This window comes from Sinomonas sp. B1-1 (assembly GCF_050474465.1).
In the GTDB taxonomy this organism is placed as follows: Bacteria; Actinomycetota; Actinomycetes; order Actinomycetales; family Micrococcaceae; genus Sinomonas; species Sinomonas flava.
The window spans coordinates 131,330-144,548 of sequence record NZ_JBCHVF010000007.1 but is presented as its reverse complement, the minus strand read 5'-3'; the positions used below and the strand labels follow the sequence as shown (position 1 = coordinate 144,548).

The window sequence follows — 13,219 nt, the reverse complement described above, 5'->3', positions numbered from 1 at the left end:
CCCTCACCCTAGGCTGACGGTCCGACAGTCTTCGCTCCGGCCGCGAGGGGTGAGGTCCACCGGGTGGCCCAGCACCCCACGCACTCCGACCGTATGAATGCGGGGACCTGTTCAGGGGAGGACGCCCCCTGCCTTCTCCCAATGGCGTACCACTCTTGGATCAACGTACCGGGCCTGCCTCACTGTGGGCAGGGCAAACCACCCTCGGGTATGCATCAGCGTTAGCGAGCCGGCATCGGTATCAACAAGCTTGTGCAGCCGTATGACGTCCCTGCTACTAATCGGCAGTCCCTCGAACCTGAGCTCGACACGTGGCACGCGCGGCGTTCGCGCCCGTACCTTGAAGCGCAGGCGCAGCGCGGGGAACCTCTCCCGCAGCCAGAGCTGAAGCTCAGGCATCAGCGCAGCCATCATCCGTGCTGAATCAGGTCCGCCCTTTGAAGGTCGCCGCTCCGAGAGGTGGTCTGCGAGCAGAATTACTGTCACGTCGGGCAGGTGTCTGAGTCTCTCCAACTGGGCGCCGCGATCGATCCACGCACTGATGAATCTCACCAGCCAGATCGTAGGACCGACAAGTTTCGGGAGAACTGGCAACAGAACCATACCTATGGTTGCGCTGCCGACACCCTTGCCAGTCGCCTTCGCCGCTGGGAGGCCAGCGTTCGCAAAGAAGGCCTCAATGGCTTCGCCAAGTGGTTCGACGTTCGGCGAGCAGAACCTATGGTCGGTCCAACCGCCAACGTGGTAGCCGAGGTGGGTCCGCGGGAGGTTTTCGAACTCGAACCAGAAGTCCTTCTCCTCCCTGCCCTCTGGGCTAGGACTCGCAGATGCGGCGCACATGGCTTTCCCCTTGTCTGGCGCTCATGCGCCCGACTATTCGTTGCGATCATGAAAGGCTGGGCCCTAGGCTCACTGGTGCGCAAAGACTTCTAGACCCGTACACTCCAGAGGGCGTTATTTACCTCCGGGGCATTAGACCGCGTGGAGGGTCACCCCCCTGGGGTTCGGACGCACCGAACTGATCTCGATCCATAAGTGGCAGCACGCATGCATACCACCCGTACGAGGCCTTGGGCCTCGAAAGAGGAGATGGGCCGGGGTCCCTGAACGTTAACGAGCCGCCACTAAACGTGTTCATGTGGGAATGCCCCGGCCGACAGCCATTCACCGGAGCTGTCATCAATCTCAAGACCTGCAGCCGTAAGCCGGCCCTTGAGGTGGTGGCGCCACTTAGGGCCGCTCAGACGAAAGAGGTGCTTGCCATCGAGATCCGTGGCAGGACGGATGTCCCCCCATTGCACGATGAGAGTCCGCTTAGGATCGCGGGCCAATGCCATGCCCGCCTCAATAAGAACATTTGGACGCGGTTGGCGGCCCTCCTCAAGCTCGCGGCGAGGGGTGTTCGAGCCCGCGACAGTCGAATCGAGTCGAACGTGGTCATCGGGGGTGAACAACACGATAACCGATTGGACTCGGTCCATTCCTACGCGGATGACCTCGCCGATGTAGGGGTTCGGCTCGCCCGTCCAACGAACGACCTCCTCCCAGTCGTGAACTCTGAGGTAAAGAGACCGTAGGTAGCTTGTGAGTGCCGCATTAACAGCGTTGTTGCGACCTTGAACCAGGAAGACCGAACGCCGATCTCTTTTACTCGGACTCGGCGACCATAATTCGCTACTCACATCGAGCTCCTTTGGATCTGAGGTGTGCCTTTCATGCGGCACGCCCTCCATCTTCCGTTCTGACACATATAGCCGACTCTCGTCATAGTGGATGTCAAGATCTCCGAGGGCACGTAGCAGTCTCTGCTGCTGAGCTGGCTCGATGTAGAACTTCCTCGCGGCATAATCCATGAGGAGTTCCTGCGATATCTGGTACAGGCGATCCGTCCCCTGCTCCCGCGCCAACCGAAGGAGGGCCTGAGCCCTGGCTGCGATGGAGGCCTTACCCTTGGAAAGTATCTCAAGCTTGTCCGGTCCTCCGCGCACCAAAGCGAAATATGCATCGAGGTCAGCCCCCCGCAGCGAGCTGAGACATTGTTGGAGCGCAAACAGCGCCTCCTCGCTCATCGGTGGGAAATCTTGGAACGCAGCTGCTCTTCCTATTTCTCCTCCTATCAATCCGGGAGCAACTCAGTTTACTCCCGTCGGCGTAGGCGGCAATCCGTCTGGGGCGCCTCGAACGACCGACCTCAACTTTGATGAACAGGAAGGATCCTACGCGATCGCTTTGCCTCCAAACACCCTCTCGGAAAACGATCGTTTATTGGGGGGCTGCGGAGCCCTCCCGCCGACCGCCGGAACAGGGCAGAACGCGTCTCGCTTGACTCTCACTTCCCATTTCCATAATCTAAATCCCACCAACCCCAATCGGGAACGTTAAACGAGAAAGGCGAGACCGTGGCACTCATCGGGTATATGCGAGTCAGCACGGCAGACCAGAAGACGGATGGTCAGAAGGATGCGCTGATCGCAGCGGGCGTCAGGGATGACGCCCAGCACCTCTTCACCGATCACGGTGTCAGCGGCAAGCTCGCCTCCCGCCCAGGGCTGGACAAGTGCCTTGCCTCCCTGCGAGCTGGGGACACTCTCGTCATCGCCAAGCTCGACCGGCTGGGCCGGTCTCTCGGAAACCTCGTCTCGCTCTTTGAAGAGCTGGGCCAGCGTGGCGTAGGCGTGCGCGTGCTGGACAACCCCGCGCTCAGCACGGACGGCAATGCCGCCCAGGCGAAGCTCATGCTGGGCATCTTCGCCACGCTCGCGGACTATGAGCGCACCCTGATCAGCGAGCGCACGAAGACAGGGCTTGAAGCGGCACGCGCTCGTGGTCGCAACGGCGGACGCCCTCGCGTCACGGCTGACGATCCTCGCGTGGTCCGCGCCAAAGAGCTGCACGCGGCTGGGCACCTCACTCCGGCAGAGATCGCGAAGACGGTCGGGGTGGGCATGAGCACGCTGTACCGCTGGCTGGCGAAGACGCCCGAAGTGAGCAAGTAGAGTAGACCCCCAGAAACCCCCGGTATCCCCCCATTGCCGGGAGTTTCGCCATGCCCAGAGAAGCCGCTCAGGGCCGCTCTCGCGGCCTACCGAAGCCGATCCCTGAAACGCCCAAGGAGGCCGCGTAAGGGCCACTCGGGGCGCTCACAGCCCTGCGCAAGTGGGTTGCTCAGCGACGCTCAAGGGGCGCTCACGGGCTGGTCAGGGGGCGTGCTCAGGAGCGGGCTCAGTACGCTGCTCAGCCCGCCCACCCTCAAGCATCCGAAAGGGCCATTCGAAGGTTAGCTGGGGCGGCCTCAGCTGCACGTGCCAGCCGCTCCAGAGCAGCGCTCGGCTCCCGCTCAACGGCTAGCCAGCCCCTCCACCTCGCCCACCCTCTGCTCAAGCCCAGCGAGCTTGGAGGGCTGGCCATCCTCAGTAAGCGCGCTCACCTGCTCACTGTGGGCAGGGTCAACAGGACGCAGGCCGTTCGCCAGCAAGTCCTTGAGCGGGAATCGCCAGGCCTCTGCGCTGCGCGCCGGTCTGCTCCGCGGCTTCAGTCAGGCTCCAGGCTCGGCTCGTGGTCATTGCCCAAGCTACCTGTGAACGTAGCTAACTACGCGGGAGGCCTCCCCGTGAGGTGCTTCTTGAGCCTGTCCAGAGCAAGCTCACGGAACGTATCCGGGTCGCCTTTGAAGATCATCCAAGCGGCCCACAGACAGCAGAGGCAAGCGAGCAGGGAGACCGCTGCGAGCGGGTCACGCAACGACTCCTGGAGGGGCTTGCGTAAGACGAAGAAGCCTACGGAAGCCAGTCCGGTAACCCCGCCCCAATCGGGCAGGCTCGACAGTATCTCGATGATGGTCGGCATGGTGAGCCTGGACCTTTCTTGAGCGCCTTCCCTCGGGGGCGCTCGACCCCGTTATGCCCCGGCAGTTCAGATTGTGCGGCACGATCGAGCGAATGTCACATTTGGGTAACGGTCACGGCGTGGCGGCTGCCAGGAACGCCTCTCTACTGGCCCGGCCCATCGGGTGGGCTCGCAGGCGCAGGCGATCTCTTGGGCCGGGCGCCGGGCGGAGGGTGAGATTCTGAGACGCGCACAGGGCGGCCAAGCGAATCAGGCTGCACCGCATGACCGCGTGGGCCCCGAGCTTCTGCCTCATCGAAATCCGGAGGAGCCAAAGAGCTGGCCGCCCTGGCGATGAACCTCGCGAGCCGCTGTCGGTCAGTTTCGCACCCGCCGCGTGAGGGACGGAACCACCCGGCCACCTCAGACCGCTGCAGCTCCGAAAGCTCTCTCTCGAAGTTCTTCTGGAAGGGCGACAGCTTCTTCCTGACGATGTGCGGGCCTCCCGGGTTGCCCCTGCGTGTGATGCAGGCCTGCCCTTCCCCGGCGTCGCATTTTGGACATGGCCTACTCTCGACATCCTCCAGCAGAAGGGCGCCTACATGCTGACGACGCTTCAGCTCACGGACCCGCGCATCAGCCCCGTTCGCAAATTCCTCAGCACGCTCTTCCTGTTCTAACGCCCAAGACGGGTACTCCTTGCGCATGACCTCGGCGTAGATGACCAACTCACTTGGAAGAACGTCGCCAACACGCCTCGCCAAAGCCCAGAACTCCCTTGGCGAAAGCTGCGGCCCCGAGACTGCTTCGTACCACGGCAGGTCCTTATGCTGGAAGCTTCGCGCAATAGGGTAGCCCGCCGCGATCGCCTCTCCAGTCTTAGTCACGGAATCCCGTATCCGGCCCACATCGGAAGCCAGAGGACAGAGGTCCTCAGCCTCTGTGTCAAGGCGGAGGGCCCTCGTGGCCTTGAGCACACGGCGAGCAGTTCGAAGCGCTGCGAGGACGTCATCCAATGCATCGAGGGCCGCATCGAGGCCGGACTCCAGCGGCTCCTCAAGCGGGGCCGGGCCTCCTGCCCGGCCGACAACCTCTTCCGACTCCGTCATGGTTACGGATTGTAGAGAGGCCGATACAGCAACGCCAGTCAAATGTCAAGTTGCATATTTAGGACCAAGCATGGTGTGCATATGGGAGGCAACAGCGACCGAGTGGGGTCCGTGGCTCTGACTAGGGGCTGCCTGATGGCAGGTCACGTCAGCGACGCGGGCCTGTGGGCTCCTTGACGACTGCCCAAAAACTGCCCAAACTGCCCGGAATCGACCGGATTCCAGCGGAATGCACGACATCGAGTGCCTGTCAACCATGACTGGCACTTCCACGGGGAAGGCCCCGCCTTCCCCGGAATATCAGGGAAGGCGGGGCCTTCTGTTACGAGCCCCCTGCCGGATTCGAACCGGCGACCCTCTGTTTACAAGACAGATGCTCTGGCCAACTGAGCTAAGGGGGCGCGGCGACCGCGCAGGCTGTGCCTGAGGCGTGCACCAAACCAGACTAGCGCCTCACGTGTCCCTGTCGGGAATTGGGCTGATGCGCAGAGTCAGCGGTGCTCGCGGAGGGTGCGGTCGATGATGTCCCTGATCTCGAGCAGGGTCTCCACGGAGAGGTCGGAGGTCAGGGTGCGGGCAGCGAAGGACTTCACCTCTGCCTCACGCATCGCGCGGAGCAGCTCGAGCTGGGCTCCCACCCGGTCCGGGATCTCCGGCTCTGGGTCCGTGAGGTACGTGATCGGCACGCCGAACATGTCGGCCAGGGCGTGAAGGAGCTTGGTGTCGGTCGTCAGGGGGCCGGTGCCAGCACGCATGTAGTGCCACCGCTGCCTCGAGACTTGGGCCCCGCGTTCTTCGACTCCACGCTTGATCTCCGGGAACTGCGGCCGCTCGCCTCCGCGCTCGGCGGCAGCGATGTCCAGCAGGGTGTTGAGCCGCTGGGCAAGTGCCGCCGCGGAGGGCGGTAGCGGTTCAGGCATGTGGTACCTCCTCGGTCTTGATTATCATAACGATTTCTCGCTTTACCCGCCTTTCCCGCCCCAGGCGAATCAGGCCCCGCTGAGGAGGCGAATGACCGCGTCTGCGGTGAGTGCGGGCGGAGGTTAGTCTTGGTCTCATGCGAGAGAATTTGCCCGGCGGAATGGCGCCGTGAGGAGGCGCCTCCTGCGTGATGGCCTCGGTCCTGTCCGGAGGGAAGCCTCCGAGGCTGTTTCCCGACTCCGCCTCGGTTCTGCCTTCGGCTTCCAAGAGCTGGTGGATTCGGTGGCCCGGTTCCGCGGCACCCGGCTCGATATCAGGGCTGTTCCGAGTCTCGGCAAAGGTGAGGTCAGTGCTCTGTGGCTGTCCATGCGGGACATCGAGTTGATCCTCCACGTGGACACCGATTCCGAGCTTTATCGGGAACAGATAATTCTGCACGAGCTCGCCCACATGATTCTGGGACACGATCTTCAGGAAACAGGTTCCATGGCTCAGAATTCCCTTCTTCCCGATCTCCCGGCGGCTTTGATCCAAGGCGCGCTCGCCCGCTGCCGCGAGCGGAGCCGAATTGAGCTCGCCGCGGAGGTGCTCGCCGATCTGCTCGCGAAAGGCCTGAGCGCCTCGCGTGCGCCGTCCGGAGGGGAACCGCTCAAGTTCTCAGAAGTGTTCGGATGACGGTGCACGTTGCGGCTGCAGCGGCTCTGGGCCTCCTGGCTCTGCTCCGCCTGCCCACACTCGTGAGGCGGGGAGACTGCGTCTTCTTCGTCGCAGTCTTCGCGGCAGTCGCCTCGGTCCTGGACGTCGCGCCGATCGCAACGGCAGTGGACGCCGCGGTGGACGTGCGCGGGATCGCCGCCCTTCTGGGGGGGCTGCTCATGATCGCGGCCTTCGGCGCCATCCGCCTGTCCGTCCTGAGAGCAGTCGTCCCCGAGACGGACGTCCAGGACGAAGTCCAGCGCGCGATTCTCCTCACCTGGGTCGCCGCCGCGATGTACCTCGGCTCCTTCCTCTGCATGTGGCTCGTTGCGCCGGGCAACCCAGGAGCCGGCGAGGCGCTCCTGACCAGGGTCGCCAAGGAATCGGATGTCGGAGCCTTTGTCTGCGGGACCGTGCTGAACGGCTTCTTGGCGCTCGCCTCGCTCTCCGTCCTGCGCGCGTGCCTCCGACACGTGCCCGACATGGCGTCCACGGCCTTCCGCATGGGCTTCGCCTGCGTGGGCGCAGGCAGCGTGCTGCGCATCGGATCCCAGGCTGTGCTGGAAGCCAGGGGAGTCCTCATCATGCTCGGCCGACCCGAGCTCGGCGCCGTCCCTCTGGATTCGCTGAGCCTCGTCCTCGGCGGGACCTCGATGCTGCTGATGGCACTCGGGCTGACCCTCCCGGCACTGCTCCGCCACCTTGCCCCTTTGGGTCTTCGTCACCGTCTCCAGCTCCTCAGGCTCGTCCGTGTGTGGCGTCGCACCACGGCGGCGTATCCAGAAGTGGTGGTCCACAGCAGCCTGACGCCGGCCCACGGAGTGTTCTCGGGGGAACCGAGGGCATACCTGCATCGGGCCGTCGTGGAGCTCATCGACTGCGAAGTGCTTTCGGGCGGACGGCTCTTCACCGACCGTGAGCGCGGTGCGCTGTGGCAGGCAGAGTCGATGCTGTATGCGTCGCCGGTCAGGGCTGCGGGATGACGCCGCGCAGGAGCGGACTCCGGATTCTCGGGTACGTGTGCGTCACGGCCACCCTGACGTTCACGGGGGTGTCAGCTCTTCAGGCCGTGGTCAATCCGCCCCTGAAGCAGCTCGAGCAGCTGTGGCCGCCTCAAGAGGGCGCGCCTTCTGCCCCGCCGGCGACGAGCGCGGCTGAGGATGCCGGAAACGGCCACATGGCCCCCACGCCTGAGGGGGACTCGCCGGCAGCCCAGCTGCCGTGGTGGGCGTGCGGCCCCGGTTGCTCTCAGCCGGCGGCCCCGCCGTCGGGCCATGCCGACGGCGCGGCCGCTCGTCCCGGATCGTCGCGCGACGAACGGAGCCACGAGAAGTCCGACGTCGACCAGGGGCTCACCTCCCGGGAGGGTGCCGGGCCGACGGCTCGCCCGGAGCCGCGGGCCCAGGATGGGGATTCCGCCGGCAAGTCGGCGCCACCTGCCTCTGGGCGGGACGACCGGAGCACCGAGGAAGCGACGAGGCCCGACAACGAGGGCGTGGGCCGGGCGCCGAATGGAAAGCCGTTGCCGGGCCAGGGGAGCCAGAGCCAGGGGAGCCAGGGGCAGTCCGACTCATCCAGATGACGTGCGGAACGAGGTGCGTGTTTCGACTGCCGCGCTGATGCATTCGTTGACCCTGTTCCATGCCCCGGCGTCGGCGAAGTTCTGCCGCGCGGCGTCGAGCTGTTCGAGCGCGTCGGAGGTGCGCCGGAGGGTCCCGAGCGTGCGCCCGTAGAGGAGCGCGACTTCCCCTGCGGGGTATGGCCCGAGGTCGAGGGCCTCCGGTGCAAGGGCCTCGAGCCGCTCCGCGGCAGCAGCGGGGTCTCCCGAGAGGTAGAGCCACTGGGCGCGGATGAGCGCGACGTCGAGATGGTCGCGCCGGCTGCCGCCAACGATCTCGAGGGACATCTCCGCCCGTTCAAGGGCGGCGAGGGTAGCGGACTCGACGCGCCCCGCTGCGAGCCGCGCGGCGGCGGTGGCCTTGTTGAACTGGGCCCAGAGCCCCAGGTCCTGGGCGGGTGAGAGGAGCGCCGCGGCGCGCTCGTGACGGTCGACTCCCTCTTCGCAGTCGCTGCGCATGAACGCGACATTGCCGATCGCCCACTCGACCTGGCCCGCGAGCTGGGGCGAGGTGCCGTCGACGAGCGAGGCGAGGTGCCGGCAGTGCTCCCACGCCTCATCGAGGTGCCCGCGGTCCGCCAGCGCGGCGACCAGGACATTCAGGGCGCTGACGTGGGTCGTCGACGAGTGCGCGTACCGTTCGGCCAGCGCGACGGCTTCCCGGGCCCGCTGCACCGCGGCATCCAGCTGGCCGAGGCCGTGGCACGAGGCAGCAAGGAGCTGCTGTGCCCGGCCAGCCAGAGAAGGGGACTCTGCGACGATCGGGTGTCCGAGGAGCTGATCGGCGAGTCGCTGGCACTCGGCGAGGTCTCCCTGCTTGAGGGCGCACTCGGCCTGCATGTAAGTCATGTTCCACCAGTCGCTGTGGTGGCCGCTCGCCAGGGCCAGCTGGGCCGCCGCCTCAGCATGCGACGCTGACCGGGCGTAGTCCCTCCCGTCCCACGCGTCGCGGGCACTGAGCTCAGCGAGGACGAATTCGGCGTCGTGGGCACGAGCCTCTTGGAGTGGGTCGAGGTCGCTGGGGGCGACTTTCAGGCGGTCTGCCAATTCGGCGAGGACGCCGGGAGTCGGTTCACGAAGGCCGGACTCGAGCATCGAGATATAGACCGCGGAGCAGAGGTTCCTGCCGAGTTCGGCCTGCGACAGGCCTCTCTCCATTCGCTTCGACTGCAGGCGAGCGCCGAATCGGACACCCATGGTCAACTCCTCCACACGCTGGTACAGGGCTTGTGGCGCGGATTCGCCCTTTTCCACGGGTGACTCCGGCGACGCCTGTTCGGGAACATGTATATCATCCCTTTTACATGTAAAAGATCCTCTGGAGGTAGGGGCGTTTACATGTCCGCCTTTCACTGATCTCGGGCGAGAATTCGCCCCACCGGAGGACATCCATGCGCCGTCGCACCCCCAAGCACCGCGCCGAGCGCACGAAGCGGCCCGCGGCTGCCCCGCCCAGGGCGGCGGCAGCCGTTGCCGTGGCAGTGGCGCTCGCCGCCGTCCAGCAGGGTGCGACGGCGAACGCTGCCCCGGCCGCGGCTTCCGCACAGGGCTCGGCGCCGTCCGTGCTGGCCGCCGCCTACCCCCAGCGCACGGCCCAGATCAGCGTCACCCTGGTGACGCTGCAGACGCGGGACAAAACCGCTGCGGATGCCGCATCACTGGATGTGGCGGCCTACCGCACCGCGATCCAGTCGGCCAGTGCGTACTGGTCGTCGATGTCGGCCGGCAGGATCGGGCTGCGGCTCGACCGCGTCCTGACAGGGCAGCGGACCTCCGCCGCCTCCGGAGACGACTTCACCGTCATCATGGACACGGTTGCACGGGAGATCGGATGGACCCCGGGGACGGCCAACGTCCTGATGCTGGCGATTCCGCGCGACGACGTCGTCGTGTACGGCGCGGGAGGGAACCTCGGCGCGGGATGGGAGTCGGGGCAGACGAGCGGCCGCATCCTCATCCCGAGGCAGTCCAACTTCACGGCTCCGGTGACGGCCCATGAGATGGGGCATGTCCTCGGGCTCGGGCACGCCAATACCCTCCAGTGCACCAACGGGGCAGCGGACTCGACACGGTCCATCGGGCGCTTCAGCGACAGCGCCTGCAGCACCCGCGAGTACGGCGACCGCACTGACCTGATGGGCGTGTCGCAGTGGAGCCAGCCGCACCTGAATTCCTACCTCTTCGAGTACGGCGGATTCGGACGCGGGGACGAAGTCCTGGACATCGGCACGCCGGGGTCCCCCACGAGCTATGTACTCACGCCGTGGGCGGGCACGGGCCCCAGGAGGGCCGTGAAGTTCCGGGACCCCGCGACCGGTGAGTGGTACTACCTGCAGTTCAAGGCCCCGACCGGGTACGACGCGCCCACCGCCCTCGGCGGCAACCGCGGTGTAGAGATCATCAAGGGCAGTCTGGACGAGACGGAGTCGCTGCTCATCCCTCCGAGCACCCGCCCGTTCGCCGGCTACTACGCCACGGATCTGGCCTGGCAGCCCGGCCAGACCTTCACCACCGCCGGCGGGGCCAGGGTCACGGTCGACGCCGTCGGCGCGACGGCAACCGTCACCGTCGTCGCGAAGAACGCGCCGCCAGCCGCCGTCGCGTCGCTCATCGACGCGAAGGCCGCCCAGGCCGGTCTCGGTCCTGCCTATGGCGACTTCGGCGCCATCCGCAGCGGCGGCTTCTACCGCATGTACCAGAGGGGTGCCGTGGTCTGGACGGCGGTCACGGGAGCGCGCGTCTCGACAGGCGCGATCCGGAGCGCCTGGCAGCGGCAGGGCTTCGAGAACGGCTACCTCGGGTACCCCACTACGGACGAGATCCGGGGCCTGCGCGACGGCGGCGTGTACCAGATGTACGAAGGGGGCGCGATCGTCTGGAATCCCCTCACCGGAGCGTTCGAATCCGGGGGTGCGATCCGGGCGGCATGGCTGAGGTTCGGGCTCGAGAACGGCAAGCTCGGGTACCCCGTCACCGACGAGATCCGGGGCCTGCGCAACGGAGGCTCCTACCAGGCCTACCAGGGCGGCGTGATTGTCTGGTCGTCCACCACGGGGGCTCGCGAGTCCGGCGGGGGAATCCGTACCGCGTGGCAGCGGCAGGGCTCCGAGAACGGCTACCTCGGGTACCCCACGACGGACGAGGTCAGGGGCCTGCGCGACGGCGGTGTGTACCAGATGTACCAGGGCGGTGCCATCGTCTGGTCCCCGCAGACCGGCGCACACGAGTCCGCTGGTGCGATCCGGGCAGCGTGGCTGCGGTTCGGGCTGGAGAACGGCACGTTCGGCTACCCCACCACGGACGAGGTCAGGGGCCTGCGCAACGGCGGTTCCTACCAGGCCTACCAAGGCGGTCTGATCATGTGGTCGCCCACGACCGGAGCGCATGAGTCGAGCGGCGGCATCCGCGCGGCGTGGCAGCGGCGCGGCTTCGAGAACGGCTACCTCGGATACCCCACCACCGACGAGATCCGGGGCCTGCGCGACGGCGGCGTGTACCAGATGTACCAGGGGGGCGCGATCATCTGGTCGCCGAAGACGGGGGCGCACGAGTCGGGCGGAGCCATCCGCCAGGCATGGGCGGGACTCGGCTATGAGGGCGGCACTCTCGGCTACCCCACGAGCGACGAGTACGCCATCACGGGTGGTGTGGCCCAGGACTTCGAAGGCGGTCGCATCGAATGGCGCCCAGGTTCCGGCGTATCCGTCGTCGATTCGCTCCGGGCAGGCGGAAGCACGGGCACGATCATCGCTGCGCCGACTCCGACCGCGACGGAGTCTCCCGCCCAGATCCAGTCGATGGTCCGCCAGACCGCCTCGCAGATGGGGGTCGATCCCGCGCTCGCGCTTGCTGTGGCCGAGCAGGAGTCGGGCTTCCGCCAGAACGTCACCTCACCCGTCGGGGCGGTGGGAGTCATGCAGATCATGCCCGCCAACAGGGACTGGCTCGCCAGCCTCACCGGCCGGCCGAACCTCGACCTGACGAAGACGGCGGACAACATCGCCGCCGGCGTGGCCCTGCTCCGCTGGCTCCGCTCGAACGCGTCCAGCCTCGACCAGGCGATCGCCGGCTACTACCAGGGCCTCGGCTCGGTGCAGACCCGAGGCATGTACGAGGACACCAAGACCTATGTCGCACAGGTCAAGGCCCGCATGGCGAAGTTCGTCTGAGCTCCGGCCGCCTGTTCCCCCGGGCTCAGCTCGTGGCGCCCTGGTCTCCGGGACGCAGCGCCGCGGATGCCTGGACCCCGGACGCCTGCTGCATGCCCCCGAGGACGGCCGACACTGCTTCCTGGGAGCTCCGCCGCGGCCGCCAGCCGAGCTCGGTCTGCGCGCGGGAGGCAGCGTCTGCGGGTCGAGCAGGACGGGCACCCGCGCCCGGGCCACCTGCTGGGGGATGAACCGCCCGAGGATGAACCGCCCGAGGAAGATGCCTGCCCCGACTGGAAGGTCAGGCCGGAACGGAGCCGGGCCACCGCGATCTCCGGGTGGTCCGCCTCGAAGCGGTCCAGAATGCGCTCGACGTCGGCCTTCTGCCGGCTGTAGTGCGAGGTGTGGAGTCCGCCGGTCGGCCACGATTCGTCGACTCGGCGATCCTTCGGCCCCGGGCTGTACGCGCCCACCGACGAGGCATAGGCGAGGTGCTTGACGCCCGCCTGCGCCGCGGCGTCGAACACCCGGGCGCTCCCGTCCACATTGACCCGGCGGAGCTCCTCTTCGCGGTGGTTCGGCTGGATCACCCAGGCGAGATGGACGACGGCATCGCACCCCGCGAGCGCCGACCGCGGGGCCACCGTCCCGGCGGCCCACCCCGACGAGCTCGTGGCCTCCGTGCGCGGAGAGGGTCCGTAGCAGTGCCGTTCCCACGTTTCCTGTCGCCCAGACGACGGCGACGCGCATGCCTGCTCCTTCGGAAGACGGTGCCCTGGGAGCTCCTTTCCCCACCGCAGCGAGGGCAACCAGACGCACGGTAGGGGCAGTCAGGGAACCCGGAGGAGGCGAAGCGTTGATCTCTCGAAAACCGAGAAGTAAGATCATCGAAAAATCCTGCT

11 protein-coding genes and 1 tRNA gene are annotated in these 13,219 nt (G+C 66.5%); 4 read left to right on the top strand and 8 right to left on the bottom strand.

From position 1 onward, the window contains the following. Positions 1–111 precede the first annotated feature (111 nt). Together ACQ5BE_RS11935 and ACQ5BE_RS11930 are read right to left on the bottom strand one after the other, a co-directional pair. On the bottom strand, positions 112–840 hold the full coding sequence (locus ACQ5BE_RS11935; RefSeq protein WP_430297221.1) for a hypothetical protein: 729 nt from the start codon (positions 838–840) through the stop codon (positions 112–114). Between the two features lie 284 nt (positions 841–1,124). Then, entirely contained in the window at positions 1,125–2,069 is a 945-nt protein-coding gene (locus ACQ5BE_RS11930) for a TIR domain-containing protein (protein ID WP_430297220.1), read from the bottom strand. Positions 2,070–2,399: 330 nt separating this feature from the next. Here ACQ5BE_RS11930 and ACQ5BE_RS11925 point away from each other — a divergent pair, with 330 nt between their 5' ends. Continuing rightward, the gene (locus ACQ5BE_RS11925) at positions 2,400–2,996 is read left to right on the top strand and encodes a recombinase family protein (protein WP_430297219.1); all 597 of its coding nucleotides are present in this window, start codon (positions 2,400–2,402) and stop codon (positions 2,994–2,996) included. A gap of 595 nt (positions 2,997–3,591) precedes the next feature. Here the strand turns inward: ACQ5BE_RS11925 and ACQ5BE_RS11920 are convergent. The 4 genes from ACQ5BE_RS11920 to ACQ5BE_RS11905 all read right to left on the bottom strand — a co-directional run bounded on the left by ACQ5BE_RS11920 (position 3,592) and on the right by ACQ5BE_RS11905 (position 5,854). Further along, complete coding sequence (locus ACQ5BE_RS11920; protein WP_430297218.1) at positions 3,592–3,846, bottom strand: hypothetical protein; 255 nt, start codon at positions 3,844–3,846, stop codon at positions 3,592–3,594. Between the two features lie 143 nt (positions 3,847–3,989). Then, complete coding sequence (locus tag ACQ5BE_RS11915) at positions 3,990–4,532, bottom strand: zinc finger domain-containing protein (protein ID WP_430297252.1); 543 nt, start codon at positions 4,530–4,532, stop codon at positions 3,990–3,992. A 729-nt stretch (positions 4,533–5,261) separates the two neighbouring features. Then, positions 5,262–5,335: transfer RNA gene (locus tag ACQ5BE_RS11910), tRNA-Thr, on the bottom strand. 90 nt (positions 5,336–5,425) lie between these two features. Beyond that, positions 5,426–5,854, bottom strand: a complete 429-nt coding sequence (locus ACQ5BE_RS11905; protein ID WP_430297217.1) for a hypothetical protein — start codon at positions 5,852–5,854, stop codon at positions 5,426–5,428. A 169-nt stretch (positions 5,855–6,023) separates the two neighbouring features. Between ACQ5BE_RS11905 and ACQ5BE_RS11900 the strand changes: the two genes are divergently transcribed. Both ACQ5BE_RS11900 and ACQ5BE_RS11895 read left to right on the top strand, forming a co-directional pair. Further along, entirely contained in the window at positions 6,024–6,530 is a 507-nt protein-coding gene (locus ACQ5BE_RS11900) for a hypothetical protein (RefSeq protein WP_430297216.1), read from the top strand. Next, the gene (locus tag ACQ5BE_RS11895; protein WP_430297215.1) at positions 6,527–7,534 is read left to right on the top strand and encodes a hypothetical protein; all 1,008 of its coding nucleotides are present in this window, start codon (positions 6,527–6,529) and stop codon (positions 7,532–7,534) included. The genes ACQ5BE_RS11900 and ACQ5BE_RS11895 overlap by 4 nt, the downstream gene beginning before the upstream one ends. Positions 7,535–8,121: 587 nt before the next feature. Here the strand turns inward: ACQ5BE_RS11895 and ACQ5BE_RS11890 are convergent. After that, complete coding sequence (locus ACQ5BE_RS11890; protein WP_430297214.1) at positions 8,122–9,366, bottom strand: helix-turn-helix domain-containing protein; 1,245 nt, start codon at positions 9,364–9,366, stop codon at positions 8,122–8,124. A gap of 194 nt (positions 9,367–9,560) precedes the next feature. On the opposite strand from ACQ5BE_RS11890, the gene ACQ5BE_RS11885 reads away from it, so the two are divergent. Further along, positions 9,561–12,338 (top strand): transglycosylase SLT domain-containing protein, encoded by a 2,778-nt coding sequence (locus ACQ5BE_RS11885; RefSeq protein ID WP_430297213.1) that lies wholly within the window; start codon positions 9,561–9,563, stop codon positions 12,336–12,338. Here ACQ5BE_RS11885 and ACQ5BE_RS11880 read toward each other — a convergent pair. Continuing rightward, complete coding sequence (locus tag ACQ5BE_RS11880) at positions 12,296–12,961, bottom strand: NAD-dependent epimerase/dehydratase family protein (protein WP_430297212.1); 666 nt, start codon at positions 12,959–12,961, stop codon at positions 12,296–12,298. The genes ACQ5BE_RS11885 and ACQ5BE_RS11880 overlap by 43 nt on opposite strands. Between the last annotated feature and the right edge of the window lie 258 nt (positions 12,962–13,219).

What these genes read in the sequence shown, in the direction of transcription:
- ACQ5BE_RS11935 (WP_430297221.1), bottom strand. Translation starts at nt 840, where the DNA reads ATGTGCGCCGCATCTGCGAGTCCTAGCCCAGAGGGCAGGGAGGAGAAG.
- ACQ5BE_RS11930 (WP_430297220.1), bottom strand. Translation starts at nt 2,069, where the DNA reads ATGAGCGAGGAGGCGCTGTTTGCGCTCCAACAATGTCTCAGCTCGCTG.
- ACQ5BE_RS11920 (WP_430297218.1), bottom strand. Translation starts at nt 3,846, where the DNA reads ATGCCGACCATCATCGAGATACTGTCGAGCCTGCCCGATTGGGGCGGG.
- ACQ5BE_RS11915 (WP_430297252.1), bottom strand. Translation starts at nt 4,532, where the DNA reads ATGCGCAAGGAGTACCCGTCTTGGGCGTTAGAACAGGAAGAGCGTGCT.
- ACQ5BE_RS11905 (WP_430297217.1), bottom strand. Translation starts at nt 5,854, where the DNA reads ATGCCTGAACCGCTACCGCCCTCCGCGGCGGCACTTGCCCAGCGGCTC.
- ACQ5BE_RS11895 (WP_430297215.1), top strand. Translation starts at nt 6,527, where the DNA reads ATGACGGTGCACGTTGCGGCTGCAGCGGCTCTGGGCCTCCTGGCTCTG.
- ACQ5BE_RS11890 (WP_430297214.1), bottom strand. Translation starts at nt 9,366, where the DNA reads ATGGGTGTCCGATTCGGCGCTCGCCTGCAGTCGAAGCGAATGGAGAGA.
- ACQ5BE_RS11885 (WP_430297213.1), top strand. Translation starts at nt 9,561, where the DNA reads ATGCGCCGTCGCACCCCCAAGCACCGCGCCGAGCGCACGAAGCGGCCC.